The sequence below is a fragment of the Pseudomonas sp. ASL7 genome, from assembly GCF_056680375.1.
In genome coordinates this window covers 1,031,436-1,056,819 of record NZ_CM155279.1, presented here as the reverse complement: position 1 = coordinate 1,056,819, position 25,384 = coordinate 1,031,436, and the positions used below count along the sequence as shown (strand labels likewise).

Genomic DNA, 25,384 nt, shown 5'->3' with positions numbered 1-25,384 from the left:
TAATGCTGTTACCTGCGACTGCGGCCCGCGAGGACCGCAATCGAACCGGGGCCAACGGACGCTTATTGCTCGTCCGGTGCAGTCATCAGCTCGTGCCAGTACAACCACCAGTGCCACTGGGTATCGTCCTTGGTGAAGCCTTCGTTGACGATGCCGGGACCCGGCCAGCCCTCAGGTGCTCCCGTTTCAAAACAGGCCTGGTATTTCAGCGTACTCTTGCGGCCCATCGCACCTTTGGCGGCCAGGGTCATGTGTGGCCAGGTATCGGAGTCATCCTGCTCGACCATGCCAGAGGTGCCGAACAGCTGGATGGTTTGCTTGAGCATCTTGTCGCGCAACTCAGGGGAAGCGTCCTTCTCGGCAAACACCCAGTTGACGAACTCCAGCTTGTCCGGCCCGCGCGGCACGTAAGCGTGCAGGGTCATCGAGCCGACTACGCTGCCATCCGGCTGCGGAATGTAAACAAAGCCGAAAAGAATGTTCGGGAACATCCCACCGACTTGCGGCGGCATGCTGGTGAGCACTTTCAACTGGTCTTCTGACAGGTTGCGTGCCAGTTGCTCAACCATGTCAGCGGTCATGCCGGCGGGAGGCAATGCCTCTAACTTCTCCTGCACGGTGAGCTCTGCCGGATCGAGGCCGGTCAGGCGCTTGATCTTGCGCGCCAGGTCAATGCAACGCAGCGCATGGCCGTGCGGCGAACTGATTTCGACGCCGATCATTTCCGGGCTGAGGTCGGCTGTTTCGCCCTCGCCTTTCTTGGCGTAGTTACCCACTTCGCCCAACCAACGGTGCAAGGTCAGCGTGTGGAAACCGTCAGCGGCGGATTGCTCACCAGCAGTTTTCCAGTTGGCGTTGACGATAAAGCGCTGCGGTGGGCCGAGCACTTCCATGCCCTTGTCGGAGCGACAAAACAGTATGTCGTAATACCATTTTGCATCACCGAGGAACTCATCAAACGAAGGTCCTTCAATGTTCCAGGTGGCGAATACCAGGCCGCCATACAAGGTGACCCGAGCCTTTTTCAGACCCAGTTCTTCTTTGGGAAGCATCTTGCCATGCATGCATTCGCGCTCGACGGGCGAGCCGATGAAATCACCATTGGGGCGGAAGGCCCAGCCGTGATAGATGCATTTGTGAATTTGCGTGTTGCCACAGTCGGCGGTGCTGATGCGCATGCCGCGATGCGGGCACACGTTGAGGGTCACAAACACTTCGCCCTGCTTGCCGCGGGCAACAATGACCGAGTCAGAGCCCATGTCACGAACCATGAAATCTCCGGAATTGGGGATTTCCGACTCGTGACCCAGGAGTACCCAGATCTTGCCGAAGATTTTTTCCATCTCCAGGTCGTAAATTTCGCGGTCAGACAACACGCGCATTTGCACTTCACGGCTGGATGGATAGATGAGGTCCGAGACCTTGGTTCCATCAGACAATACGGGGCTTGTTCTTGTTAGCATGATTGCCTCCTACTCAGAGCGTCACGACAATGGTCTAAACTAAATATAAGACACTTTCGATATTTATGTACATATAATTCACTTTCGAGTGGCAAGCGAATTCCTTGGCAAAATTCAAGTAAGCGTCAGTCCTTGCCAGGCAGCTTACCCGCCTGAGTCCGCAGCACACCAATACCGTCGATTTCCAGCTCGACCACGTCGCCAGGTTTCAAATAGCGCAATTGCTCCAGGCCGCAGCCGTTGCCGACCGTGCCGGAACCCAGAAACTCTCCGGGGTACAGGGTTTCCGAGCGCGACACGTGGGCAATCACGTCTTCAAAGCTCCAGCGCATGTCACGGGTATTGCCGCGCCCCCACTCCTCCCCATTGACCCGGGCCACCATATTCAGGTCGTAGGGATCGCCCAGTTCATCGGCGGTCACCAGGCACGGCCCCATGATGTTGGCCGTGTCGAAATCCTTGCTCTTGGCCGGGCCCAGCATGCCAGGCATTTCCAGGGCCTGGGCGTCGCGGGCACTCATGTCGTTGAAGATGGTGTACCCGACGATATGCGCACGGGCGGCTTCACGAGTGATGTCCTTGCCACGCTTGCCGATGTAGCAACCGAACTCCAGTTCGAAATCCATCGCCCGGCTGAAGCTCGGCCATTGGAATTCATCGTCGATACCGATGACCGCAAAACGATTGCCCTTGTAGTAGATGGGCTGTTTGTTGAAGGTCTCGATCACCCTGTCGTCGGCGCGAGTGTTCATTGCCTTCAAGGTGGCTTCCGGATCATCAGTGCGCAGTGCACGGGCGCGACGGGCCGCGGCGAAGCTCTGGCGCAGGTGCAATTCAAAGCAGGAACAGTCGCGCATTTGCGGGGGCGGCTGGATCGGCGCGCGCAGTTTTACCGTGGCACGTTCCAGCACCGCAGCCGTAGGAGCCTTGGCAACCAGCGAGCGGGCCAACTCCAACGCCGGCTCACCGGCCTCCACCAAGGCGAGAATACTGCTCAGCGCCACACTCTCGCGACTTTCCAGTAAACGGTAGGCGCTTTGCAGATCGAGCACCTGCTGATCCTTATTGAGCAACGCGCCAGCGCGGTCAAAGCCTTCAGCATCGGTATAGGTCACCAGTCTCATACGCGGCCCCCCACTGGCAGCAGCGCACCGGTTACCGCAGCAGCTTCGTCGGATAACAGAAACGCGACCACCGCCGCCAACGCGTCCGGAGTCACCCAGCGGCTGCTGTCGGCATCGGGCATGTCGACACGGTTGGCTGGCGTGTCGATGATGCTGGGCAAAACAGCGTTGACCGTCACGCCACGATCTTTAAGTTCTTCGGCGAGCGCTTCGGTCAACCGGGCGACACCAGACTTGGAGGCGGCATAAGCCCCCATACCCGTTGCGGCTTTGATCGAAGCCAGTGCGCCAATATTGACGATGCGTCCCGCGTTTGAGGCCACCAAGCGCGACAGCGCCGACTGGCAACTGACCACTGCGGTACGCACGTTCATCTGATAGAGGCGATCCCAAGTCTCCAGGCTACCGCCTTCGACAGTCTCCCAGGCAAAACCGCCCGCAACGTTGACCAACCCATCTATGCCGCCCAACTGCGCTGCGACCTGATCGAACGCTGCGCTGGCCGACGCTGCCGAGGTCAGGTCAACACCGCCCAGGCACAGCAGATTTTCCGTGTCCAGCAAGGCAGCTGGCGCCTCGCTGCGATCCAGTAAGGCGACCCGGGCGCCACGCGCCAGCAGGAATTTGCCAAGTGTGCTGCCAAGCGCACCAAACCCGCCGGTGACGACTACCCTCTTGTCCAGTAGTGACTGGGACATCGCGAAATCCTCTTGCTGTTGTTTTGTGGCACGTATGGTCGATTCGTGCCTTCGTCGGTGCGTATATATGACACTTTTAGAAAATATGTACAAATGATACTGTGTGACTTCAAGTCAAACTCTCACCTGCGGACCGCTGATGCCTAGAAAACTTCCTGCACTCAACGCCGACAACCGCGCCTTCTGGCAAGGCGGCGAACAGGGCGAATTGCTCGTTCATCGCTGCGCGGCCTGCAGCCGGTATTTCCATCCGCCCGCCCCACTCTGCCCACACTGTGCAAGCTTTGAGGTGGCGCCAGAGGCGGTGTCCGGCAAAGGCAAAGTGCTCAGCTACACCGTTAACTACCAGGCCTGGGCTCCCGACGTGGAAGTACCCTATGTAGTGGCGATCATCGAACTGGCTGAACAAGCCGGCTTGCAGTTCGTGAGCAACGTGGTAGGTACTCCGGTCACGGAGGTGCATATCAACATGCCGGTATGGGTCAGCTTCCTCAATGTCGAGGATGTCTGGTTGCCCCTGTTCGAAAAGGATCAGTGATGTTCGATCATCGTTATGAGAAAGACGTAGCCATCACCGGCATCGGTCAATCGGAAGTCGGGCGACCGTCGAACAAGTCAGCGATGCGTCTGACCCTGGATGCTTGCCTGGAAGCCATCGCCGACGCGGGCCTGCAACGCAGCGACATTGATGGCGTGGCCTGCTGGCCGGGTGACAACAACAATGGCGACCCGTTTTCACCCGTCGGTCCCACCGCGCTGAAAAGTGCCCTGGGGCTCAATGTCAACTGGTACGGCGGTGGTTACGAAGGGCCCGGCCCACTCACCGGCGTAATCAACGGTGCCATGGCGATTGCGGCTGGCCTGTGTAAACACGTCCTGGTATTTCGCACCATCACCGAAGCCTCGGCTCGCATGGTCAACAAACAAGTGGGGGCTCTGACCAACAAAACCCAAGGACGCGACAGCAGCTATGCCTGGCAGTGGTTCACGCCATTCAACGTGCAATCGGGTATTAACCTGATGGCGATGTACGCTCAACGTCACTTCCATGAATACGGCACCCGTACCGAGCAGTTGGCGCAAATAGCCCTGACGTGTCGACAGAACGCCATGCGCAATCCCAAAGCGGTGTTTCGTACACCGATGAGCATGGATGACTACATGGCATCGCGGATGATTTCCTCACCGCTGCGCATGTTCGACTGCGATGTGCATTGCGATGCCTCCACCGCTATCATCCTGTCACGTCGCGATATCGCCCAGGACCAGCCCAATAAACCGATCCGCATCGAGGCCATGGGGGCCGCGTTGAACCAGCCCTGGTCATGGGACCAGATCTCTCTGACCAAGATGGCAGCCTTCGATGCCGGCCAGATGATGTGGGCGCGAACCGACTACACCCCGCAAGACGTCGAATCCGCGCAGCTGTATGACGGTTTTTCGATTTTGACCATGATCTGGCTGGAAGCCCTGGGCCTGTGCCCTACCGGGGAAAGCGGCGCATTCGTCGAGGGTGGTACGCGCATAGCACTGGATGGCAGCTTGCCAATCAACACCAATGGCGGACAACTCTCTGGCGGACGCACCCATGGGCTGGGTTACGTACACGAAGCGTGCCTGCAACTGTGGGGCCGTGCCGATGGCCGGCAAACCCGCGATCACCGCGTAAGTACGGTGGCAGCAGGTGGTGGCCCACTGGGGGGCAGCCTGCTGCTGGTACGCGAATAACGGCGCGTTTCAGTAAAGAACGCCCGCCACTTCGCCACAGAACTCGATCAGTGCCTTGCCCAGTTCGGCAAGGCCCTCTTCATCGCGTTGACCGCGGAACATCACCGCTGAAACAGTGAAGTCGATGCTGTTGGTCGGTGAGTAGACCGGCGCTGCAATGGCAAGAATCCCCCCCGAGAAATGCCCATCGTCCATTGCCCATCCACGTTCGGCAGCTTGCCTCACTTCTTCGCGATAAACCTCCAGCGACAGCGGCTGGGCCCAGCGAATTGACTCAAAACTGCGCTGCAACTCCGGGTCGTCGAGGTCGATCTGAGTGGCGAACAAGCGTCCGCTGGCCCCCATCAGAATCGGCAGACGTTGGCCTTCGGCCATGTCGATGCGCACATCGGTCGGGCTGGCAGCGGAGCTGACAATGACAATGCGGTCAGTACTCATCTTGCGCCACAAGGTGATGGTCACCCGTTGGCGCGCAGCCAGGTTCTGCAAGAGGGGTTTGGCCATTTGTACGCGATGCCCCTGACTGACCAATTGTTCAACCAGGCGCGCCAGGCCCAGACCCACCGAATAGCGCTTGGACATGGCACTGAAGTCGACCACCTCCTCTTGCACCAGCGTGCGCAGGATGTTGAAACAGGTGCTGGGGTTGATCTTCAATTGCCGGGCGACGTCCACCGAACGTTCCGGTGTCCCGACCTCGCTGAGGTAACGCAGGATGCGTATGGCGTTGGAAACGGGCTTGACGATTGTCGCGCCCGCCGATTTGGTGCTGTCGTTGACGTCAGTGAGGTCCATGCCCGATCCAGAAACTTTAAGGTGGCGCCATTCTAGCCTGAGAATGAATAACGACGTAAAAGTTTTATCTGGGAATTAATCGAACACTTTAGTCAGATAGTTTCTCGAGCGGCTGATAGATCAGCCGACGGGTTTGCAGGTCCTCGCGACGAAAACGCTCGATGACAAGCTCTTGGGCATGGTCTGCCTGGGTCACGCGCATCTGCTGGCGCAAGTATTCCAGCCAGGACTCGACAATAAAACGCTCGCTGTAAAGCTGTTGATCTGCCATGTCGCGGTAAAGGCGCCAGTTTTGCGCACCGTTGCGCCGGCGCGTTTTGCCCACGGCATAGACGGCTGGCAGAAAGTCATCCCGGTCTGGCCCCGTCACCTGGTAAACGATCTCCACCGAAACAGGACCGTCTGAATAGGACACTGGACTGGCCAGCTGCAGTTTGTCGGTCAATTGCACTTCGGCGAAGTCCGCCTCCTGGCCCAATTCCACGCGACCGTTGCGGGTCAGCACAATGCCGACCAGCAACAAGAGCGCTGAGAGCAACAGGCTCTGGGTCAAACCCAAATACTGCGCCAGTGCCCCCCAGATCGCACCGCCGGCGGCCATCGACCCCATCAAGGTCAGCACATAGACCGACGCGACTCGCGCGCGCACCCAGTTGGCGGCATAAGTCTGTACAACCGTGGAGATCGTCGCGTTGACCGCCATCCAGCCAAAACCGGCAAGCAGCATCATCGCGCAGACCCCATAGCGGTTGTGGGATAGCGCAGCGGTGAGGGTCGCGAGGGCAAAGGCGACGGCGCCGCACACCAGCAGATAACGCATGCTCAATACGCGATACAGACGCGGCAAGTTGAGTGCAGCCAGCACGGCGCCGCCGCCAAGAAATGCCATGAGCAAGCCATAACCACCGGCGTCCATGCCCAATTCCTGCTTGGCCACCAGCGGCATCAACGCCCACAAAGCACTGGCGCTGCTGGTAAATACCAATACCTGTTTCATGGCACTGAACAGCACCGCCGAATGGCGGATGTAGCGCAGTCCACTGCGCATGCCTCCCGTCAGGGTTTCCGGCGGCAAGCCCACCGCGGGCGGATTTGGCACCAGGCGGAACAGAAACATCATTACCGCCAACATACACAGTGCTATCACCAAGAACACCGAGGTGGTGTTCCAGTAGGCAATCAAGGCACCGGCAAGCGCCGGCCCCAATGCGCGGGTAGCGTTGATGGCAATACCGTTCAACGAGACGGCCGCCGGCACCTGGTCACGGGAAAGTACACCGACCATGGTCACCATCCACGCCGACATTCCCAACGCACTGCCGGTGCCCAGAACAAAAGTAAACACCAGTAATCCCCAGGTTTCCAAGTGTTTACTGTAAGCCAGCAGGCACAGCACCAGCGCGGCGAACAGCATCATGCACTGCGTAATGATCAACCAACTGCGGCGGTCCACCCGATCGGCAATCACCCCTCCGGGGAAGGCAAACAGGAATACCGGCAGGGTCACGGCGGTTTGCACCAGAGAGACCATCGCCGCCGACGTTGTCAACGTGGTCATGATCCACGCCGCAGCGACCGTTTGCATCCAGATCGCCATATTGACCACTGCGCCCGCCAGCCATAAGCCGCGGAATGCATTATTGCGAAATGGCGCCCACGCCGAACCCTCGCTCATCATCACTCCTCAGCGTCCACACCCATTAAAATCAGCTATCGAAATCAGCGGTTACTTATCCAGCGGTTGGCCCAGGCGTCCGACCCCGCGCGCGGGGCTGAGCTGGCGTGGTGCAGCAATGGTATTGCGCAGGCGGCCGATGCCTTCGATGTGCGCCTCGACCCGATCACCCGGCCGCAAAAAACGCCCGCTTTCCAGACCCACACCGTGGGTGGAACCGGTAAACACCAGGTCACCCGGACGCAAACTGATGCGTGCATCCAGATAATTGAGCAGCTCATCCAGGGTAAAAATCATTTGCCGGGTATTGTCCTGCTGGCGCAGTTCATCGTTAACACTCAGGCGCATATCCAGTGCAGGTTGCCCCGTGACACCCAGTTCGTCCGCCGTCACAATCCAGGGCCCCACCGGGGTGGTGCGGTCCATGGCTTTCTGCGTCAACAGGTCCAGACGGCCTATCTGTTTACCGGCATCCCGCGCACTGATGTCATTGCCCACCGTATATCCCAATAGACAGCTGCTGGCATGGGGTTCATCGAGCAATGGCCGGCCTACGATAGCGACCAATTCGACCTCGTAATCGAGCTGGGTAGTCAGCGGTGAATAATCGATCTCGTCATAAGCACCGACCATCGCTGACTCTGGCTTAATGTAGGCCAGCGGGTGCGCCGGCGCATCACTGCCCAGGCGCTTGAGGTGACTGAGGTAATTGAGCCCCACGCCAAACACCCGACTGCCCGGCTCCAGTGGCGCCAGCAGGCGCGCAGCCGACAACGGCAACCATTCGCCAGCAAGGTCCAGGGCGTTCAACGCAAGATCCGCCCCTAACCCGGCCCACTGGGTGAACGGTGCGTTGATCCGCCGCAAGCGCTCGGTTTGCGCATCCAGCAACGCCCAGGACGCCTGCCCGCCTACCTCGACCCGTGCCAGGCGCACGTCAGCGCTTGGCCAGATAGATGGGCAGGTACTCGGCGTCGAGCACTTCTTCCGGCGTTTTGACGCTGGTACCGAGAATCGGACCGACCATTTCGTGACCCCACAGGCTGAGTTTTTCCGGGTTCAGCTCGAACGGATCGCCTTGCCATGGCTCAACTTCGGCAATGGTCTCGAAAGCAAAGCCAGACGGAGTGAAATGGTAGAACGACAGGTGTGGATCCTGGGCATGCTGGCCCAGCGTCATCATCATCGGCAGTTCGCGCTGACGTACAATGTCGTAGGTTTCACCAACATCGCGCACCTTGCGCACAAACAGCCCGACGTGCTGCACCCCCATGCGTCCCGGGCCGTGACCGTAGGCAATGTCATGGCTGGTGTGATGGTTGAGTTTTGAGCGAAAGAAACCGGTGCGCCCTTTGCCCGCACCGGCGCCATACCAGCTGAAACCCATGACGTTGAGCAAGAAGTCTTCCAGTTCCGGGGTGTAGTCCGGGGTGATCAGCACCACATGACCCGCCCCCCGTTCATCGGCGAGGAAACCGCTGTGTGGCCGCCCTGGCTGGAACGAACGCGGCAGCCACTTTTGCCCGTAAAACAATTCGTGCTGGTAGCCCACCGGGTCGCGGAAACGCACCAATTCGCGCACACCACGCTTTTCACACAACTGAGCATCGCCACGGGTGTATTCGACATTGGCCGCCGCGAGCTTCTTGATGCCATCTTCAAACGCCATGCGCCCTACCGCTTCCCAGCCGATATAGGCAATGCGGTCGACCTTGCCTGGGTGAAAAGCGAAGCGGTGGCGGCGATCGTCGATTTTAAAGTACAGCGACTCAGGGTCACTCTCGGGATTCTTGCCGATGCCAAAGCCCATCACCTGCGGGCCGTACTCACGCCACGCCTCGAGGTTGGGGGTTTCGAAGCCCATGTAACCGATACCGATGATGTCCACGTTATTCACCTTGTTATTGTTCGAGATGAAACGGTGCCTGTGGCACCTGCCCTGACGCCAAGAGTGTCAGATCGCCAGCAACCCGCCGTCGATGACGAAGTCCGAACCGGTAATGAACGACGCTTCATCCGAGGCGACAAATACCGCCATCGCGACCACTTCCTCAGGCTCACCAGGACGGTCCATCAATACGCCGTCCAGCAGCATGGCGCGAACTTTGGCGTCTTCCAGAAATGGCCGGGTGCCTGGAGTGGCGATAAAGCCCGGGCTCAAGCTGACCGCGCGGATACCGAACGGCGCGCCTTCTACAGCCACTTGGCGAGTGAAGGACACGACGGCGCCCTTAGCCGCCGAATGCGCGGCAATACCCGTGACTTTCGAGCCGCCCCAGGCGGCGGTGGAAGAGACGTTGATGATCACCCCACGCTGTTCGGCCAAGTGCTGCCAGGCATATTTGGTGGTATAGAACAGCAGATCGATTTCGTTGCGCATGGTGAACTGCCAGTCTTCGATCGACATCTCGTTGACCGGCCCGAAACGTGCAGCGGAAGCATTGTTGTAAAGAATGTCGATGCGGCCATGTTCGGCGACGGCGTCATCGATCCAGGCCTTGGCCTGTTCATGATCACCCAGGTCCACGGGGGCCGAGCCATACAGGGTAAACCCCTCGGCTCGCATCAACGCTGCTGTCTCCTCATGGCCTTCGGCAATAAAGTCGCAACCAACCACAATCGCCCCCTCTCGGGCAAAGCGCAGCGCCGCAGCCCGCCCCTGACCACCCCCGGTCCCGGTAATCAACGCAACTTTGTTCTGTAGACGTCCCATCCGCACATCCTCAACTCAGTGGTTATCACGTGACGACTGACGCTCACGCCATTAAACGGCTTCGTTTTGCGCGGTGATGGGCTCAAGCCAGATGGCTTCCGCGGGGCAGGCGGCAGCGCCTTCACGGGCCTCTTCCTCCAACTCCGGCGGTACACGGGCGTCGTCGAAGTACACCAAGCCATCGGCATCAAGTTTGTACAGGCTTGGGCAGATCGCGGTACATAAACCATAACCACAGCAGCGGCTACGGTCTGCCACGGCTTTGAATTGCGCTGTTTCTGAACTCATTTTTTTCTCCTTTACCAGGTCCAGCCTCGGTAAATTATGAACACTATTTTATTTTATGTGCAATTAATTTTTATCGCGGATATGCTGGCAATCGCCGCTGAACAAGTGTGGGAGCGAGCTTGCTCGCGATAGCGGCCTGGCAGGCGACATTCAGGTTGAATGTCCCGGCCTCATCGCGAGCAAGCTCGCTCCCACAATGTTGAACACGGCTGGCTCCAGATTGATTCAAAGGTAGGTGTCACGCAGGAAATTCGTTTGTCTATGAGTCAGATAGCTCTGCTGGACAAAGCGAAATTTCTGATTTTATGCTGAATAAAAGATCAGATTCTGTTCAAAGAATCTGCTGACGGTGGCCAAAAACACCACCGGTAGCAGTGCTTGGCTCAACAAAACCAATAAGGAAGCCAACCCTATGCACCCGTCTAAAAACGAAGCGGCAATCGATCCGCGTGAATTCCGGCAGAGCTGGAAAATCCTCATTTTGTCTGTCGCCGGTGTTGCCATCAGCATCAACGCTGCCCTTCTCTATGGCTTTGGCACATTGGTCCTGCCGCTCGGTGATGCCTTCGGCTGGAGCAAAAGCGAACTGCAGGCCTGCATCACCTTTCTATTTGGTGGCGCTGTGGTGGCATTGCAGTTAGTAGGTTGGTTCAACCTGCGCTACGGCATGAAGCGCGTCACGGTTATATCCCTGCTGCTCTTGTCGCTTGGTTATCTGGCGACTACTCAGCTGACCCATTCGATCTGGTCGATGTACATCGCTTTTGCATTGCTGCCCATCGTCGGCATGGGCGCATTGGCGGTCACCTGGACGCAACTGACAAGCCTTTGGTTCGACCGCAATCGCGGCCTGGCCCTGGCCATTGGTCTGTCCGGCACCGGCATCACCGCAGCCACCATTCCCCGGCTATTGTCATGGGGCATTGAGCAATGGGATTGGCGCGCCGCCTTCGTGATTCTCGCGCTACTCAACCTGTTGGTACTGCTGCCGTTGATTCTGCTGTGGTTCAAGCTGCCCGAAGCGGCAGGTCGACGCGACGACGGCACGGCGCTGGAACAATTGTCCGGCGTCAGTTTTCAGGAAGGCATGGGCTCGCTGAAACTCTGGACCTGCAACCTGGCGCTGAGCCTGGTGGTGTCTTCGGTTGTCGGGATGGTTACCAGCACCATCCCCCTGCTGCAAGCAAGGGGGCTCTCCGCCGCGCAGGCCGCTACGGTCTTCAGCGGTTTTGGTGTCTCGCTGATCTTCGGCCGCATGTTGATCGGCTACCTGCTCGATCGCCTGTGGCCACCGGCGGTGTCTGCGCTCAGCCTGATGCTGCCGGCTGTTGGCTGTTTCATCTACCTGAGCCCAACCACAGAATTGGCGCCCCTGACGCTGGCCGCGGTGCTGGTTGGTTTTGGTGCCGGGGCAGAATTCGATATTGCCGCCTTCCTGATAGCACGCTACTTCGGCTTGCGCGAGTACGGCCGCCTGTTTGGTGTCCATCAAGGTTTGAACACCGTCGCCTCGGCGCTGGCTCCGTTGCTCTTCGCCTACATGCTGGCACGCACCGGTTCCTACACCGCGATGCTGATGTACTGCGCCGCTTGCTGCCTGATCGGTCCACTGCTGCTACTGACCCTGGGGCGAGTGCCGCGCTTCAATGCCCAAACAGTTCCCATCCAATCCTGAGCCCCTCAACAAGAATCGGAGCAGAACATGCCCACATTGACGTTTATTGAACATAACGGCACGGCCCATCAGGTCAAAGGTGACATCGGCCAATCGGTGATGCAAGCCGCGACCTTCGCCTCGGTGCCGGGCATTCCTGCCGACTGCGGTGGCGCTTGCAGTTGCGCCACCTGTCACACCTATGTCGACGAGGCCTGGCTGAGCAAAGTCCAGGCGCCGGAAAGCATGGAAAACGACATGCTCGAATACGCCTTCGAACGCCGTGACAACAGCCGCTTGAGCTGTCAGTTGATCATCAGCCAAGAGATGGACGGCATGGTTCTGCACCTGCCGTCATCGCAATTCTGAATGCGCTTCAAGGAGCTCTCATGACCCTCGCCTCAGTCGTTATCGTCGGTGCTGGCCAGGCCGGTTTTCAGGTCGCTGCTTCCCTGCGTCAGGAAGGCTATGACGGGCGCATTACCCTGATCGGCGATGAACCTGGCCTGCCCTACCAGCGGCCGCCATTGTCCAAGGCTTACCTGCTCGGCAAGATCCAGGAAACCAACCTGCTGTTTCGTCCTGCCGACTTTTATGCCACCCAACGAATCGAGCTGTTGCACGGCCAGGCGACGGCCATTGACCGCCTGAACCGTCGCGTGGTGCTGGCCTCGGGTGATGCGGTCAGTTATGACCACTTGGTATTGGCCACCGGTGCGCACAACCGGCCGCTGCCGGTGCCTGGCGCCGAGCTGCCGCAAGTGTTCGGGATCAAGACCAAAGCCGATGCCGATGCCTTGGCGCCGCTGGCTAAAGAAGCACGCAACGTGGTGGTGATCGGCGCCGGGTTCATCGGTCTGGAGTTCGCAGCAGTGGCGGCAGCACTGGGGGCCAATGTCCATGTGCTGGAACTGGCTGAACGGGCGATGGCGCGAGCGGTATCGAGGGAGATGTCCGAGCTGTTCCGCCAGGCACATGAACAATGGGGTGTGCACTTCGACTTCCGCGAGGGATTGAGTCGCATTGATGGTGACAATGGAAAAGTCTGCGCCGTACAAACCGCTGACGGTCGTGTCCTGCCCGCCGACCTGGTGGTATTCGGTATCGGTGTAATCCCTAATGCTCAACTGGCGACAGAGGCGGACCTGGCGATCGAGAACGGCATCAAGGTCGACGCCACCCTGCTCACCTCTGACCCGCGAATTTCCGCATTGGGCGATGTCGCCAGCTTCCCTTGCCTGCAAAACGATGAACGCCACACCCGCCTCGAGTCGGTGCAGAACGCCGTCGATCAGGCCCGCGCCGTGGCCGCACGCTTGATGGGCAAATCGGCACCCTACAGCGCCCTGCCCTGGTTCTGGACCGATCAGGGCAACCTGAAGCTACAGATTGCCGGTCTCTCCACCGGCTACGACAGCACGGTTCTCCTTGGCTCGGCCAAAGACAAACAACTCTCAGTGCTGTGTTTCCGCAATGACCGCCTGGTGGCCGTGGAGTCCTGCAATCGCATGGGCGACCACATGGCGGCGCGCAAGATTCTTACCCGCGCGCCCAAGCTGACGGCAGCCGAAGCCGCCGCCGAGGGTTTCGATCTGAAAGCCTGGGAAGCGGCCAACCGCGACTGACCGTCGCTGGATATTGTAGGAGCGAGCTTGCTCGCGATGGATTCCAGAGCACCGCGTGTTATCCAGCAAATACGCGTTATCGTTGACGACCATCGCGAGCACGCTCGCTCCTACAGCGCGGCTTTTTTTGCATAACGAATGGAGCGACACAATGAACAAAGTCTGGTTTATTACCGGTGCGGCCCGAGGCCTGGGTGCCGCGATTGCCAAAGCCGCATTAGCCGACGGTGACCGCGTTGTGGCCAGTGGCCGGCGTATCGAACCGCTGCAAAAAGTCTTCGCTGAGTACGGTGAGCGCGTGTGGGCGGTGGCCCTGGATGTTACCGACGAAGCCCAGGCGCTTGCCGCAGCAGAGACTGCCGTCGCGCATTTTGGCCGAATCGATGTATTGGTCAACAATGCCGGTTATGGCCAACTGGCGCCCTTTGAAGACAACTTCAAAAGCGAAGCCGACAAGCAGTTCGCGACTAACGTATCTGGTGTGTTCAACGTCTGTCGCGCCGTATTGCCCATCATGCGTCAGCAACGTAGCGGCCAGGTATTCAACGTGTCTTCAATGGCCGGCATGCTGGGGATGGGCGGTGCGGCGTTGTACTGCGCGTCAAAGTTTGCCGTGGAAGGTTTTTCCGAATCCCTGGCCCTGGAAGTGGCGCAGTTCGGCATCAAGGTCACGCTGGTGGAACCCGGCGTTTTCCGCACCGACTTTCTCGATCCCAGCTCCGCTGTCTTTGGTACCCGTGGGCTAGAGGATTACGCCGCATTCACCGCCAAGGTCAAGGGCGCTTCGGCCGCCTATAACCACCAGCAAACCGGTAATCCCGCGAAGTTGGGTGCCGCGCTGGTGCACTTGGCCAACAGTGAGCATCCACCGTTGCGTTACCTGGCGGGCTCCGATGCTTACCATCAAGTCAGCGACAAGCTCAACAAAATGCTCGCGGAAATCGAGCTATGGCGACAGCTGTCCTATTCCACCGACGGCCTCTAGGCCGCCAATGCGCACAGCCTTTTTGACAAGGTTGTGCGCACTCAGGTGATTAACCATTACTGGTTGATGAAATAACGCACGAACAACTGCCCCTCTTCGAACCGATACAACTCGATCGTCTCGATACCTCCTTCCTGCTCGCGAAAGGCATTCAGGTGATGGCACGCTGCTTCATTGCCATTGACGATGCACTGGCGCACCTCGACGCGAATCTTCGGTTGCTGTTGCGCCCACATGCCATCCAGAACTTGCCAGGCATCGTGCTGGGATCTGCCGACGTATTCGATACTCAAGCCATTGGCCGAGACGCTGCGGTAATAGGCAAAAAAGCCCTCTTTGTCGCCCCTGTTCCAGCAGTCGACCTGCCCGTGCAAGAAGTGCTCGATTGCGTGTTTGTCCATGCTCATGTCACGTTCATCCTCAGGTGGGGCTCAGGCGTGTTCCCGTTGCTGCAGATGTTGCTGGTGCGCCAGAAATGCCGGTTCCATCTTCAACCACAACAAAATGGTCGGACCGATAAGGGCACAGCAGAAACAACACACCAGCACCGCTGAATAACTGCCGTAAACATCATAAAGATGACCGAACAACATGGGCACCAGTCCGGAAACAATGGTGATCAGGCACAAATGCAAACCAAAGATCCGCGCGTAGTCTTTCAGGCCGAAATAGCGCGCAATCAGGAAGGCCGCCAAATCGAATTCTGCGCCGGCACTGGCGCCGATGCACAGGGTAGCAAGCACCAGCAGCGGTATGCTCTGCGCGCCGCTAAAGAGGAAGATCGCACAGCCCAACGCGGGTAGCGCCAAGCTCACCGCAGCCACTAAGGAAGGTGAATAGCGGTCCAGCAAGTAGCCCACCAACAAACGCCCGCCGATAATGGAAATACCAAAAGTACTGAAAATCTGAGTCGCTAGCTGGGCGCTCAAACCCTTGCTTTGCAGCATCGGCACCATATTGGTGACCATGCCGACGGTCAACGACACAGACAGAATCAACGCGACGTTAAAACCCCAGTACGTCCCCGAACGTAATGCTTGTTTGAAAGACATCCCGGTCAGCTCCGGGAGCGCCTTCTGCGTCGTAGCCTCATTACTGACGTGCTGTGCCGGCAGGCGCAACCACATCAATGAAAAGGGCAGCGTAAACAGCAAGGGCATCGCCCCCAATGCAATAAATCCAGCTTGCCAGCCATAGGCCGCAATCAGCCGCGACAACAGGGGCGGCAGAATCATCGCCATCAGCCCGGTGCCACACAGAATCACGGCCAGCGCCAGACCACGGTTGCGCTCGAACCAGAGGTTGACCAGTTGCGTCCAGGTAATCGCAATGGTGCCGGCACAGATGATCGGCATGCTGAAAAATGCCAGATACAACCAACCAATAGAACCCTGAATTCGGCTGATGGCGAAGTAGCCGACGATCTGCAGCACGATCGAAACAATCGCCACTCGACGTAGACCGTAGCGACGGTAGAGCCAGCCGACCACCTGCGTGGAAATCGCCACCCCAGCAAACAGAAAGGTGATCGAGGCCTGCAAGTCACCACGGCTCCAGCCGAAGGCCTGTTCCAGCGGGATAACCATGGTGCCGAAGGCATACAGCAACGCCGCGGTAATGCTGGTGCAGATGCCAAACAGACCCAGCAACACCACGCGCCAGCCGCGCTTGAACTCCGACAAATCATTGCCACCGTGGGCCGTATCGCTGCTATTGCATGTATTTGTTGTCATGACCTGACTCCCGGCGCGGGCCGCCATCGCGGACGCGCGACATGATTAATGGCCTTTGAGGATTTCTTCGACTTTGGGCAGCGCGATCATGGTGGCGCCGCCATCCACCAACAGCGACGTGCCAGTGATGTAGGAGGCCTCGTTTGAGGTGAGAAACATCACGGCATTGGCAATGTCGGCGGTCTCGCCCAAGCGCGCCACCGGGAAATGTGCGGCGAGTTTATGCGGCAGTTCATTGCCCAGGGTTTCGAGCATATGGTCCGTGCCGATCAGCCCAGGCTCAACGACGTTGACCAGAATATTCATGGCGCCGAACTCCACTGCCAAACCGCGGGCGAAAGCATTCATGAACGCCTTGCTGGAACCATAGGCAATCAGTCGTGGTGTGTATTTGCGGTTGGCTTCACCGGAGGAGATGAAAATCAGTCGGCCTTTGTCGACCGCTTTGGACAGGTAAGGCGCGCTGTCCTTTGCCAGCCAGAACAACGACTGAATATTGCTGCGTACGATGTGATCGAAGGTGTCATCGGCCATTTCGGCTATCAGCCCGTGACTGGTATCGGCGGCGCAATGCACCACGATATCCAGGCCGCCAAAACGCTCTACGCCACCTTGCACCATCGACTTGATCGCCTCGCGGTCGGCGATGTCTCCACCGACAAGGCAGGCTTCACCGCCCAGGGCCTTGATTTGCCCGATGGTTTCTTCGCCGAATCGAGCGGTGCGTGCCGACACCACCACTTTGGCGCCCTCACGGGCATAGGCCAGGGCAATGGCGCACCCCATGCCTCGACCGGCACCGGTGACCAACACGACTTTGTCGCGGAATTTCATCGTGATTCCTCATTGTTGTTATTAGTTGAGACTACAGATGCAGTGCGAAGCCCCTGTAGGAGCGAGCTTGCTCGCGATAAACCTGAGAGCACCGTTAAGCATCAGACTTAGCGCGTTATCGTTCACGTCCATCGCGAGCAAGCCCGCTCCTACAGGGAAAATCGGTTGGTTTAGAGGTCCTTGCCTGGGACGTTACGGGCCGAGCCGTTACGCCGGTCCGACTCGCCCCAGCCCAGCCAGTGCGAAGGCTCGCGGGTATCGCCAACCCGACGCCAACGCCCTTCCTGCTGAGCCGTGATCGGGAAGCCACCGACAAAGTCGATCATTTCGCCCTTCTCGTCGGGCAGGAATTCCCACTCTTCCTTGCCTTCCAGCACGATTTTGGCGGACTTCAGGAAGTAGCTGCCCTCCTTGTGCTCGGTAAGCCCTTCGATATCGGTGGTGACCCGTACCTCGCCTTTTTCATTGTTGAAAATGGCGTAACCCAAGTGGTCGTGACCGACCATGAAAGAACCGGTATCCCACGTGCCGTCCTTATAAACGGTGACAAAGGACCACCAGATCACATGCTTGTTGTTGTTCACCACCAGGTCTTTTTTGTAGTGGATGGCACCGCCTTCCGCCATGTAGAACTGGTCCAGCGCCATGGCGCCTTTTACCGGACGCCCCTCGCAGACCCCGGCGATATCCCACAACTGTGAAACATAAAAGGTACCCCACTCCACGCCTGGCAAGTACCACTGCAATCCCGGGCCGAGCAGACGGCCTTCGAGGTGAAACAGGCCTTCTTCTTTCCAGGTCAAGCGTTCGCTGTTGGCGGTGATCTCCCAGCCGTTACCGGGTTCACCCGGTTGGCTGGCCCAGCGTGCGGTATCACCTTCCAGGTTATGCACCGGCAGTGGCGTCAGTGCCTGCCGGGCCATTTTTTCGTGGTCCATACGCAGGTTGACGTTGTCGACGTGGTTGTTCAGATAGAAGAACTTGGTCGGGTTCGGCGTGCCATTGGGCGTCATCAGCGACCGTACGAATGAATAGATGTTGCCCTGCTCATCGCGCACCGATCCGAACGGCGAGCTCTTGCTCAAATGCAGGCCAAAGAAGCCGCGTTCGGCAGACATCGAAGCGCCAGTGACTTTGTGCGGGCCAACCAATTGTTGAAAGCCGAAATCACCGCGTTCTGGAATGGTTTTAAACGTTCTCATAATGCCCTCTGTTGTTTTTGTTAAGGCCTGGAAACGGGTTTGAAACGTGGTTCAGTCCCAGATCACCGGGAGCGTGGTAACGCCGCGCAACTGAGCACCGGCGATCTGCGGCACCGGTTGAGTCGGGTCTAGGCGCAAATTGGGGAACAGATCGAGGATCGCGTTGACCGCGCAGCTGATCTCTACCTTGGCCACGAACTGACCGATGCACATATGCGGGCCAAAGCCGAACCCAAAGGAGGGTTTTGGCTTGCGGTCAATGTCGAATACATCCGGGTTTTCAAAAGCGTCTTCGTCGCGGTTGGCGGACACCACCATGCATTGGACGAACGAACCCTTGGGGATTTTTACACCGTGAAATTCCACTTCCTTGGCAGTTTCGCGCACCTTGAAGGTGGCCACCGGTTCAAAGCGGGTGGTTTCGTCCATCAGCTTGCCGATCAGCGAGCGGTCGGCCTTGACGCGTTCGAGCAATCCGGGCGTGGTGAGCAGCAAGGTCATCACCGATCCGAACATGCGCGTGGTGGTCTCGCCGGCGGCCGGCAGTAGCGAGCGAGTGAAGGTGATCACTTCGTGGTCATCCAGCGTGCGCCCTTCGTATTCCGCACGCAGCAAACGCCCCACCACATCATCGCCCAGGCTGCCCTCGGCACGGCGTTGCACGACGACTTCTGCAAGCGCGTCATACAACCCTTTGACGGCGATGCCCGCCTGACGTCGTGCTTCAACCATTTTGCTCGGGTCAATCTGGTTGCCGCCGACAATGGCCAAGGCCCAGGCAGCATATTGTTTGTACTTGGAGGGTTCATCCGAGGGGAAGCCCATCAGGGCGTACATGATGCGAATCGGCAGTTCGAGGCCGAACTTCATCAGGTCGGCCTTCTTGGCCGGCAACATCGGCTGGATGTACTCCTCGCGAATCACCTGATCGATCTGCGGGCGCCACTTGTTCACGGTCTCCGGCATGAACGCCGGTTGCAGCAAGGCGCGCACCTTGCGGTGTTCGTCACCGTCCATGGCAAGAATGATCAACCCATCGAAAAACACTCCCAGACCTTCGGCGATAAAACCGCTGGTGTAGGTCGCGCCATCACGCAGAACAGTCATCACGTCCTGGTATTTGAACAAGGCGAAGGTCGGGCGCGTGCCCTGTTGGGTGCCCGCATTGGTCGGAACCCCGAACTGGGTGATGAAGTCCCCGACATAGATAGGCGATTTCAACCGTTGCTCGCGGCATACCGCATGAATGTCCAGGTCAGTGCCGCGAAACAATTCCGATACGGCGGAATAAGCGGTCGCCAGGTCCAATGCTGCGCTTTCGTTGCTCATCAGGCTCTCCTATCAATCGGCTATCGCATGCGCTTGTCTATCCATGCGCATGACGACATGGGGGAATACCAACGAGACTGGCCTCGCATTGCATCGCGACAACAGCAACGGGGTCGAAAACCGGAGGTCGGCTAACCGGCAACTGCGGGTGTGGCAACGACGAGTCTCTTGTTTTTATTCTTTGTGCACACCAAGATTGCTCGGCTGCGAACCTATGGTATGCGCTAGCGTCTGCACGGGTAGTCCGCTTCGTTTGACTCGGGGTCAAACGAAGGCACCCAGGAAAATGCTTCAAGGTATCAATAGCCTGGCCAATACAGGCATGAGGAGTTCGAGGTGGCGGTAAAGGCAGCAGAAGGTGGCGAACAGGGCAAACGCAATACGATGAATCGCCTGCTCGCGGCTGCGCGCGTGGAGTTCGCAAAAAAAGGGCTGGCCGGTGCGCGGGTGGAAGAAATTGCCCGGGACGCCGGCGTCACCAAGCAACTGGTCTACCACTACTACAACTCCAAGGAGGGGCTGTTTGTCGCGGTGCTGGACGAGTCTTCGGACAACATCATGTCAGAGCTGGTCAATCTCAATATCGAACAGCTGTCACCGCCCTTGGCGATGCGTAACTTGCTCAACCATTTCTTCGACCAATACCGTTTTGACCCTTTCCTGGGCAGCCTGGCGCTGGAAGGTATTCGCTACCACGACACTCACGAAACACCACGCAACCGTTTTCTGGAAATGGCACCGGCGCTCATCGCCAAGCTCGACGCCATTCTGGTGCGTGGGGCCGCCAGCGGTGATTTCCGCGCGGACATTAACCCACGCCTTTTGCTGGCGAGTGCATCGCTGGTAACCACGGGCTGGTTCACCAACCGCTACTCGATGTCGGCACTGGCTGGACTGGACACTGACTCAGCGCAAGGCATGGCCACCTGGCGCCAGTATTCGGCTGACTTTGTCCTGGCGAGTATTTCGTTGGGTGCAGAAAAAAACGCCGACAGCGTTTAACCGTTGTCGGCGCTTTGCATAAACGCAATCCCCTTGTAGGAGCGAGTTTGCTCGCGATGGCGGTGGGTCTGGCGCCATTGATGTTGAATGCACCGGACTCATCGCGAGCAAGCTCGCTCCCACAGGTTTTGTCTGTCGGCCCTGGATGTGTACTCAACCTGTAGGAGCCTGCTCAGTTTCCCTTTTTCCTCAGGTATTTACTCACCCGCTTGGCCGCCAGTCGCCCGGCCATGCCGTTGACCCCACCGCCCGGATGAATGCCGGCGCTACCTAAATACAGACCTGCCACCGGCAACGTATCGCCTCCCAAACCGTATGCAGGGCGCATGGTGCTCGAACGCAACGAAGTGGTATCGATATGCACCACGCAGCCATTCACAGTGTTCAAGCGCGCAGTAAAGTCCGGGGCCGCCTCGATGTGCCGGCCGATCACCTGCCCCTCGATCCCCACGATATAGTCGTACAACTGTTTTTGCACCTGATCGGCCACTCGCTCACGCAGCGCGTCCCAGCCTTCGTTGGGGTTCACCGGCATCACCGGCGGATAGATGTACAACACATCCTGGCCGGCCGGTGCTTGTGAAGGGTCGGCGGCGCTCGGTGCGGCCACGGTGATATAGGGCAACTTCGGGACCTCGCCTCGGGCACAGGCGGCGAAGTTTTCCAGCACGGCTTCTTCAGTGCCGATCAACATTACGGTTTTGCGTAGGTCCACACCGTCGCCGCGCATTGCAGCAAAACGCGGCAAGGAAATCTGCCCACGTAAGGCAACATCCACCTTAAGTGGCCCCGAGCCCTTGCCGTTGGCCGGCGCCATGGCGATGCGGGTCAGCAGGTGTTGGGGAATTTCGCCGCGGGTGACCATATCCAGTGCTGGCTTGGGATGGCAGCCGGCAATAACTGCGCGAGCCATAAACTGCCGGCCATCAACCAGTTTCACGCCTTTGATCCGACCATTCTTCGCAACGATCTCGCTGACGCTGGCTGAAACCAGCACCTGACCGCCCAGCTCTTCCAGCCGAGCCCGCATGGCATTGCTCAATTGCTGCATACCGCCGATGACTCGGCCCACACCAAAACGGTGGAGGAAACCCAGCAAGGCGTAATAGAGGCCACCACCGTCGGCGCTGATATCGCCCGCCAGGCCGGTGAGTGCACACATCGCGGAAATGGTCACAGGATGTTCGAAACGTTCACGCGCCGCCTGCAGTGCGGAACCTGTCATCAACGCCATCAATTCGGGTTTCAAGGCTTTGTGTTTGATCGCGGTGCCAAGCATCTTCAGCTTCACGCCCAGGTTCGACTTCGCCGGATCGACGCGCATCATTGGCAGCGCGATATCGAGGAACATGTCGATGACCTTCATGAACTCAAGAAACGCCTCGGCGTCCTTGCTGCTGAAACGGCGAATCTCGGCAGCGGTTTTCTCGCGGTCGCGCCAGAAAATCAGCGACTGTCCATCCGGGTGCAGATACACATACCCCGGCGCGAGCTCCACCGATTTGAAACCGTGGCGCTCCAGTCCCAGTTCCTTCGGCACATGGGCATGTACGCGCATCGACATCATGTCCAGGGCACAGGGGTGAACCAGGTGCTGCGGCGCTTCGGGTATCAGGTAGTCCGACGAAGCCATCCCGCCGACTTTGTCCAACGCTTCAAGCACCAACACCTTCTTGCCTTCCATGCCCAAGTAGCAACCTGCGGACAGGCCATTGGTGCCACCACCGACCACAATTACATCGAAATCCGTGTTACTCGCATTTTGGTTCGGGTTCATCACATGCTTCCATGTCGAAGTTCAACCACGGCGGCTCACGGCGGCGGTGGCGGCGAAGATCAGCCCCGGCGCACCGCATAGGGTGCGCGGCGGCAAGCGTTACATGCCGGTGCGGCCCATCTGCGCAAACAGCGCGCGCATCGCCACCAGGGAAGGCGTGTGGCTGCTGAAACCGCCGTCAGCGACCAGGGTGGTGCCGGTAACAAAGGAGGATTCATCACTGGCAAGGAAGGCCACGACATCAGCGATCTGGCGAGGCGTGCCCAGTTCGGCGGTGCAGTGGTTGTCACGCAGAATGTCGAGCAAGGGTTCAGGCATGGCGTGTTCCGAAGGCGCCAGTCCGATCTGCACGGCGTTGCCGCGAATGCCTTGCTTGCCGTACTGCGAGGCCACCATGCGTGGCAGCATCATCAGCCCCGCCTTGGAAGTGGCGTAGCCGGTCAGGGACATATCGCCCTGCATACCCAGACCCGAGGTGGCGAAGATGATCGAGCCCTTGCCGTTTTCCAACATGACCGGAATCACATGCTTGGTGCATAGCACGGCACCACGCAGGTTGACGGCGATGGCGCGGTCCCAGGCCTGCATGTCGAGGTTGACGAAATCACGGTCCAGCTGACGTTGCTCGGCATTCAGAATCGCCGCGTTGTTGTGCAGTATGTCGATACGGCCAAAACGCTCTTTAACTTGGGCAACCATCGCCCGCACGTCGTCTTCCGAGGACACATCGGTGGCAATCGCCAAGGCCTGATGGCCTTCGTCGATCAACGACCTTGCAACGGCGGTGGCCCCCTCGAAATTGATATCGACCACCGCAACACTTGCACCGTGCGACGCCAGCACCCGTGCGCATTCAGCGCCCAGGCCGCCACCGGAGCCGGTAATAATGGCCACTCGTCCTGCCAGTTTTCCTGTACTCATGCCCTTATCCTTCTTGTTTTAGGGGTGCAGATTTACTCGCCGGTAAAACGTGGTTCGCGCCGCTCGCTGAAGGCTTGGGCCGCTTCGCGGGCGTCCTTGGTCGGGGCCAGCAACGCGAACAGATCAAGCTCCAGGTCCAGACCACGCTTGAGATCCATTTCCAGCGCCGCCCGCGCGGCCTGTTTGACAAAGGCCGACGCGGTGGGTGGCTTGCTGGCGATGCGCTTGGCAAAAGCACGCACTTCTTGCAGAAGGCTGGCGTTGTCACTGGCCAGTCGACTGACCAGGCCAATGCGCTGCGCCTGCTCGGCGCCCACACGATCACCGGTGAGCAACATGTCCAACGCCTGACCCGGTGCCACCACTCGGGAAAGTCGCTGCGTGCCACCTCCACCGGGGATCAGCCCCAGACCTGTTTCCGGTAGCGCGAACACGGCATCGGGGGCCGCAAAACGGATGTCACACGCCAGCACCAGTTCCAGCCCACCGCCCATGCAGTAGCCATGAATCGCGGCGATCACCGGTTTGGTGATGCCGTCCAGGGTCTCGATCCAGCGTACATTTTCCATACGCTGGCGCACTTGCAGGCTGGACTCCGGGCCGCGGCGCTCCTTGATATCGGCGCCCGCACAAAAGCCCCGCTCGCCTTCTCCGCGAATCACAATCACGCGAATGTCAGGGTCTTTCTGCAACAGCGCCAGCGCTTGCGGCATGCCCTGGCGGATCTCATCGTTGATCGCATTGATTTGCCCGGGGCGGGTCAGTACCACCCAGCCCACAGAGGCATCACGCTCCAGGCGCACCGCATCGTTGATCACCTCGGGAGGCTGCTGGTTTTGCGCTGTACTCATGCAGGGCACTCCTCGAACTCGAAGACTTGACCCTTGAATTCTTGTGGGTCGATCTTGATCAGCGGACGGCCGCCCACGGCTTCCGACGATTCGATCCACTGGAACCGGGTGCCGCGTGCTCGCAGATCTTCAGCTTTGGCGGCCAGGTCGTTGACACCGATACGGATGTAGTACGGACCCGGCCCCCAGTTATTGACGTAGCGGCCAGCGTCGGTGTTCCAGTAGGTGGCTTCGATGACATCGAGGGTGGCGCTGTTGGGCACAGTGAATCCCATACGCGCACGGCGGTAGCCTTCGCTGCGGATGTTCTCTACCGGGCCGCTCGGTTCCCAGTCGAGGTTGGTCGATACCTTGCGCAGGGTTTCATCGAGGTCGCGCACCAGGAAGCCACGGGCAGTGACGCGCACCATGTCGCCGGGCTTGAGGTTGCTAGGTTGCATCGGTGGCAACTGGTAGGTTTCCGGCGGCATTTGCAACGGCTCGGTCGGCATGATTTCAATGCACAAGCCACCATCCACCGAAGGCTGGTAATAAGGTTGCTCGGGAGTCGCCCCCAGCCACAGACGGTCGAACGGCATTTCCGGGGTGCGCTGCGCCATGCGGAATGGCAAGCGTCGACGCATCAGTTTGTCCACCAGCGCGTCGAACTTGTCGCCGTGCAGGGCCAGCACGATGGAGTGGGTAATCATCGGCCGATGGTGGCCCTGGAAATCTTTCAGACTTTCCAGAAAGTCGTGGAACAACGGGTCGCCAGGGTTCGGCCGATCCAGGTGCCACTGAGGTTCGATGCGTGTAGGTGATACCGCCAGGGATTTGTGTACACGCAGAAAGTGCGCGATGTACGGGTGGTTATCGAACGCCTGGCGCCAGCGCTCGTGTTTGTAGATCCCGAGCTTGTCGACCAACATTTCCGTCATGCCGTCCGGGTCCGGAACCATCATGTCGGCGCTCAGCAATAACTCGAACATTTTTTTCTCCTTACAATTG

At 58.8% G+C, this 25,384-nt stretch carries 25 protein-coding genes; 7 read left to right on the top strand and 18 right to left on the bottom strand.

Annotated elements, in window-relative coordinates; genetic code table 11:
* Positions 1 to 62: 62 nt before the first annotated feature.
* From AC1MDT_RS04915 to AC1MDT_RS04905, 3 genes are all read right to left on the bottom strand, one after another.
* A complete protein-coding gene (locus AC1MDT_RS04915; protein ID WP_480420965.1) occupies positions 63 to 1,463 on the bottom strand; it encodes a Rieske 2Fe-2S domain-containing protein in 1,401 nt (466 codons plus the stop codon).
* Positions 1,464 to 1,588: 125 nt separating this feature from the next.
* A complete protein-coding gene (locus tag AC1MDT_RS04910) occupies positions 1,589 to 2,587 on the bottom strand; it encodes a fumarylacetoacetate hydrolase family protein (protein WP_480420964.1) in 999 nt (332 codons plus the stop codon).
* A complete protein-coding gene (locus AC1MDT_RS04905; protein WP_480420963.1) occupies positions 2,584 to 3,285 on the bottom strand; it encodes an SDR family NAD(P)-dependent oxidoreductase in 702 nt (233 codons plus the stop codon). Before AC1MDT_RS04905 ends, AC1MDT_RS04910 begins: the two co-directional genes overlap by 4 nt.
* A gap of 139 nt (positions 3,286 to 3,424) precedes the next feature.
* On the opposite strand from AC1MDT_RS04905, the gene AC1MDT_RS04900 reads away from it, so the two are divergent.
* Positions 3,425 to 3,823 (top strand): Zn-ribbon domain-containing OB-fold protein, encoded by a 399-nt coding sequence (locus AC1MDT_RS04900; protein WP_480420962.1) that lies wholly within the window; start codon positions 3,425 to 3,427, stop codon positions 3,821 to 3,823.
* The gene (locus AC1MDT_RS04895) at positions 3,823 to 5,013 is read left to right on the top strand and encodes a thiolase family protein (RefSeq protein WP_480420961.1); all 1,191 of its coding nucleotides are present in this window, start codon (positions 3,823 to 3,825) and stop codon (positions 5,011 to 5,013) included. Before AC1MDT_RS04900 ends, AC1MDT_RS04895 begins: the two co-directional genes overlap by 1 nt.
* 9 nt (positions 5,014 to 5,022) lie before the next feature.
* Here the strand turns inward: AC1MDT_RS04895 and AC1MDT_RS04890 are convergent, their stop codons facing one another.
* From AC1MDT_RS04890 to AC1MDT_RS04865, 6 genes are all read right to left on the bottom strand, one after another.
* Positions 5,023 to 5,808, bottom strand: a complete 786-nt coding sequence (locus tag AC1MDT_RS04890) for an IclR family transcriptional regulator (RefSeq protein ID WP_480420960.1) — start codon at positions 5,806 to 5,808, stop codon at positions 5,023 to 5,025.
* An 88-nt stretch (positions 5,809 to 5,896) separates the two neighbouring features.
* The gene (locus AC1MDT_RS04885) at positions 5,897 to 7,483 is read right to left on the bottom strand and encodes an MFS transporter (RefSeq protein ID WP_480420959.1); all 1,587 of its coding nucleotides are present in this window, start codon (positions 7,481 to 7,483) and stop codon (positions 5,897 to 5,899) included.
* Positions 7,484 to 7,534: 51 nt separating this feature from the next.
* Positions 7,535 to 8,419 carry a fumarylacetoacetate hydrolase family protein gene (locus tag AC1MDT_RS04880; RefSeq protein ID WP_480420958.1) on the bottom strand — a complete coding sequence of 295 codons (885 nt, stop codon included), beginning with the start codon at positions 8,417 to 8,419 and terminating at the stop codon, positions 7,535 to 7,537.
* A gap of 1 nt (position 8,420) precedes the next feature.
* Positions 8,421 to 9,371 (bottom strand): VOC family protein, encoded by a 951-nt coding sequence (locus tag AC1MDT_RS04875; RefSeq protein WP_480420957.1) that lies wholly within the window; start codon positions 9,369 to 9,371, stop codon positions 8,421 to 8,423.
* 66 nt (positions 9,372 to 9,437) lie between these two features.
* On the bottom strand, positions 9,438 to 10,196 hold the full coding sequence (locus tag AC1MDT_RS04870) for an SDR family NAD(P)-dependent oxidoreductase (RefSeq protein ID WP_480420956.1): 759 nt from the start codon (positions 10,194 to 10,196) through the stop codon (positions 9,438 to 9,440).
* Between the two features lie 51 nt (positions 10,197 to 10,247).
* Positions 10,248 to 10,484 carry a ferredoxin gene (locus AC1MDT_RS04865; protein ID WP_480420955.1) on the bottom strand — a complete coding sequence of 79 codons (237 nt, stop codon included), beginning with the start codon at positions 10,482 to 10,484 and terminating at the stop codon, positions 10,248 to 10,250.
* Positions 10,485 to 10,896: 412 nt separating this feature from the next.
* Between AC1MDT_RS04865 and AC1MDT_RS04860 the strand changes: the two genes are divergently transcribed.
* The 4 genes from AC1MDT_RS04860 to AC1MDT_RS04845 all read left to right on the top strand — a co-directional run bounded on the left by AC1MDT_RS04860 (position 10,897) and on the right by AC1MDT_RS04845 (position 14,748).
* On the top strand, positions 10,897 to 12,159 hold the full coding sequence (locus AC1MDT_RS04860) for an MFS transporter (RefSeq protein ID WP_480420954.1): 1,263 nt from the start codon (positions 10,897 to 10,899) through the stop codon (positions 12,157 to 12,159).
* A 27-nt stretch (positions 12,160 to 12,186) separates the two neighbouring features.
* A complete protein-coding gene (locus tag AC1MDT_RS04855) occupies positions 12,187 to 12,507 on the top strand; it encodes a 2Fe-2S iron-sulfur cluster-binding protein (RefSeq protein WP_480420953.1) in 321 nt (106 codons plus the stop codon).
* Positions 12,508 to 12,527: 20 nt separating this feature from the next.
* Positions 12,528 to 13,763, top strand: coding sequence for an NAD(P)/FAD-dependent oxidoreductase (locus AC1MDT_RS04850; RefSeq protein ID WP_480420952.1), 1,236 nt, complete (start codon positions 12,528 to 12,530; stop codon positions 13,761 to 13,763).
* A gap of 151 nt (positions 13,764 to 13,914) precedes the next feature.
* On the top strand, positions 13,915 to 14,748 hold the full coding sequence (locus AC1MDT_RS04845) for an oxidoreductase (RefSeq protein WP_480420951.1): 834 nt from the start codon (positions 13,915 to 13,917) through the stop codon (positions 14,746 to 14,748).
* A 56-nt stretch (positions 14,749 to 14,804) separates the two neighbouring features.
* Here the strand turns inward: AC1MDT_RS04845 and AC1MDT_RS04840 are convergent, their stop codons facing one another.
* The 5 genes from AC1MDT_RS04840 to AC1MDT_RS04820 form a co-directional block, all read right to left on the bottom strand.
* The gene (locus tag AC1MDT_RS04840) at positions 14,805 to 15,155 is read right to left on the bottom strand and encodes a nuclear transport factor 2 family protein (RefSeq protein WP_480420950.1); all 351 of its coding nucleotides are present in this window, start codon (positions 15,153 to 15,155) and stop codon (positions 14,805 to 14,807) included.
* Positions 15,156 to 15,179: 24 nt separating this feature from the next.
* The gene (locus tag AC1MDT_RS04835) at positions 15,180 to 16,481 is read right to left on the bottom strand and encodes an MFS transporter (protein WP_480420949.1); all 1,302 of its coding nucleotides are present in this window, start codon (positions 16,479 to 16,481) and stop codon (positions 15,180 to 15,182) included.
* 45 nt (positions 16,482 to 16,526) lie between these two features.
* Positions 16,527 to 17,315: an SDR family NAD(P)-dependent oxidoreductase gene (locus AC1MDT_RS04830; protein ID WP_480420948.1), complete on the bottom strand. Its 789-nt coding sequence runs from the start codon at positions 17,313 to 17,315 to the stop codon at positions 16,527 to 16,529.
* A gap of 170 nt (positions 17,316 to 17,485) precedes the next feature.
* Positions 17,486 to 18,517 (bottom strand): hypothetical protein, encoded by a 1,032-nt coding sequence (locus AC1MDT_RS04825; RefSeq protein WP_480420947.1) that lies wholly within the window; start codon positions 18,515 to 18,517, stop codon positions 17,486 to 17,488.
* Between the two features lie 51 nt (positions 18,518 to 18,568).
* On the bottom strand, positions 18,569 to 19,846 hold the full coding sequence (locus tag AC1MDT_RS04820; protein WP_480420946.1) for a cytochrome P450: 1,278 nt from the start codon (positions 19,844 to 19,846) through the stop codon (positions 18,569 to 18,571).
* A 336-nt stretch (positions 19,847 to 20,182) separates the two neighbouring features.
* Here AC1MDT_RS04820 and AC1MDT_RS04815 point away from each other — a divergent pair, with 336 nt between their 5' ends.
* Entirely contained in the window at positions 20,183 to 20,848 is a 666-nt protein-coding gene (locus AC1MDT_RS04815; protein ID WP_480420945.1) for a TetR/AcrR family transcriptional regulator, read from the top strand.
* A 172-nt stretch (positions 20,849 to 21,020) separates the two neighbouring features.
* Here AC1MDT_RS04815 and AC1MDT_RS04810 read toward each other — a convergent pair whose 3' ends face one another.
* From AC1MDT_RS04810 to AC1MDT_RS04795, 4 genes are all read right to left on the bottom strand, one after another.
* Complete coding sequence (locus tag AC1MDT_RS04810; RefSeq protein ID WP_480420944.1) at positions 21,021 to 22,625, bottom strand: phytoene desaturase family protein; 1,605 nt, start codon at positions 22,623 to 22,625, stop codon at positions 21,021 to 21,023.
* Between the two features lie 99 nt (positions 22,626 to 22,724).
* Positions 22,725 to 23,546 carry an SDR family NAD(P)-dependent oxidoreductase gene (locus AC1MDT_RS04805; protein ID WP_480420943.1) on the bottom strand — a complete coding sequence of 274 codons (822 nt, stop codon included), beginning with the start codon at positions 23,544 to 23,546 and terminating at the stop codon, positions 22,725 to 22,727.
* A 32-nt stretch (positions 23,547 to 23,578) separates the two neighbouring features.
* Positions 23,579 to 24,397 (bottom strand): enoyl-CoA hydratase/isomerase family protein, encoded by an 819-nt coding sequence (locus tag AC1MDT_RS04800; protein WP_480420942.1) that lies wholly within the window; start codon positions 24,395 to 24,397, stop codon positions 23,579 to 23,581.
* Positions 24,394 to 25,365, bottom strand: a complete 972-nt coding sequence (locus AC1MDT_RS04795) for a VOC family protein (RefSeq protein ID WP_480420941.1) — start codon at positions 25,363 to 25,365, stop codon at positions 24,394 to 24,396. The genes AC1MDT_RS04800 and AC1MDT_RS04795 overlap by 4 nt, the downstream gene beginning before the upstream one ends.
* Between the last annotated feature and the right edge of the window lie 19 nt (positions 25,366 to 25,384).

Bases quoted from the DNA above. Each gene is read 5' to 3' on its own strand.
- AC1MDT_RS04810 (WP_480420944.1), bottom strand. From the start codon at position 22,625: ATGAACCCGAACCAAAATGCGAGTAACACGGATTTCGATGTAATTGTG.
- AC1MDT_RS04820 (WP_480420946.1), bottom strand. From the start codon at position 19,846: ATGAGCAACGAAAGCGCAGCATTGGACCTGGCGACCGCTTATTCCGCC.
- AC1MDT_RS04885 (WP_480420959.1), bottom strand. From the start codon at position 7,483: ATGAGCGAGGGTTCGGCGTGGGCGCCATTTCGCAATAATGCATTCCGC.
- AC1MDT_RS04865 (WP_480420955.1), bottom strand. From the start codon at position 10,484: ATGAGTTCAGAAACAGCGCAATTCAAAGCCGTGGCAGACCGTAGCCGC.
- AC1MDT_RS04845 (WP_480420951.1), top strand. From the start codon at position 13,915: ATGAACAAAGTCTGGTTTATTACCGGTGCGGCCCGAGGCCTGGGTGCC.
- AC1MDT_RS04870 (WP_480420956.1), bottom strand. From the start codon at position 10,196: ATGGGACGTCTACAGAACAAAGTTGCGTTGATTACCGGGACCGGGGGT.
- AC1MDT_RS04900 (WP_480420962.1), top strand. From the start codon at position 3,425: ATGCCTAGAAAACTTCCTGCACTCAACGCCGACAACCGCGCCTTCTGG.
- AC1MDT_RS04800 (WP_480420942.1), bottom strand. From the start codon at position 24,397: ATGAGTACAGCGCAAAACCAGCAGCCTCCCGAGGTGATCAACGATGCG.
- AC1MDT_RS04905 (WP_480420963.1), bottom strand. From the start codon at position 3,285: ATGTCCCAGTCACTACTGGACAAGAGGGTAGTCGTCACCGGCGGGTTT.
- AC1MDT_RS04855 (WP_480420953.1), top strand. From the start codon at position 12,187: ATGCCCACATTGACGTTTATTGAACATAACGGCACGGCCCATCAGGTC.
- AC1MDT_RS04840 (WP_480420950.1), bottom strand. From the start codon at position 15,155: ATGAGCATGGACAAACACGCAATCGAGCACTTCTTGCACGGGCAGGTC.
- AC1MDT_RS04825 (WP_480420947.1), bottom strand. From the start codon at position 18,517: ATGAGAACGTTTAAAACCATTCCAGAACGCGGTGATTTCGGCTTTCAA.
- AC1MDT_RS04805 (WP_480420943.1), bottom strand. From the start codon at position 23,546: ATGAGTACAGGAAAACTGGCAGGACGAGTGGCCATTATTACCGGCTCC.
- AC1MDT_RS04860 (WP_480420954.1), top strand. From the start codon at position 10,897: ATGCACCCGTCTAAAAACGAAGCGGCAATCGATCCGCGTGAATTCCGG.
- AC1MDT_RS04835 (WP_480420949.1), bottom strand. From the start codon at position 16,481: ATGACAACAAATACATGCAATAGCAGCGATACGGCCCACGGTGGCAAT.
- AC1MDT_RS04895 (WP_480420961.1), top strand. From the start codon at position 3,823: ATGTTCGATCATCGTTATGAGAAAGACGTAGCCATCACCGGCATCGGT.
- AC1MDT_RS04795 (WP_480420941.1), bottom strand. From the start codon at position 25,365: ATGTTCGAGTTATTGCTGAGCGCCGACATGATGGTTCCGGACCCGGAC.
- AC1MDT_RS04830 (WP_480420948.1), bottom strand. From the start codon at position 17,315: ATGAAATTCCGCGACAAAGTCGTGTTGGTCACCGGTGCCGGTCGAGGC.
- AC1MDT_RS04910 (WP_480420964.1), bottom strand. From the start codon at position 2,587: ATGAGACTGGTGACCTATACCGATGCTGAAGGCTTTGACCGCGCTGGC.
- AC1MDT_RS04915 (WP_480420965.1), bottom strand. From the start codon at position 1,463: ATGCTAACAAGAACAAGCCCCGTATTGTCTGATGGAACCAAGGTCTCG.
- AC1MDT_RS04850 (WP_480420952.1), top strand. From the start codon at position 12,528: ATGACCCTCGCCTCAGTCGTTATCGTCGGTGCTGGCCAGGCCGGTTTT.
- AC1MDT_RS04890 (WP_480420960.1), bottom strand. From the start codon at position 5,808: ATGGACCTCACTGACGTCAACGACAGCACCAAATCGGCGGGCGCGACA.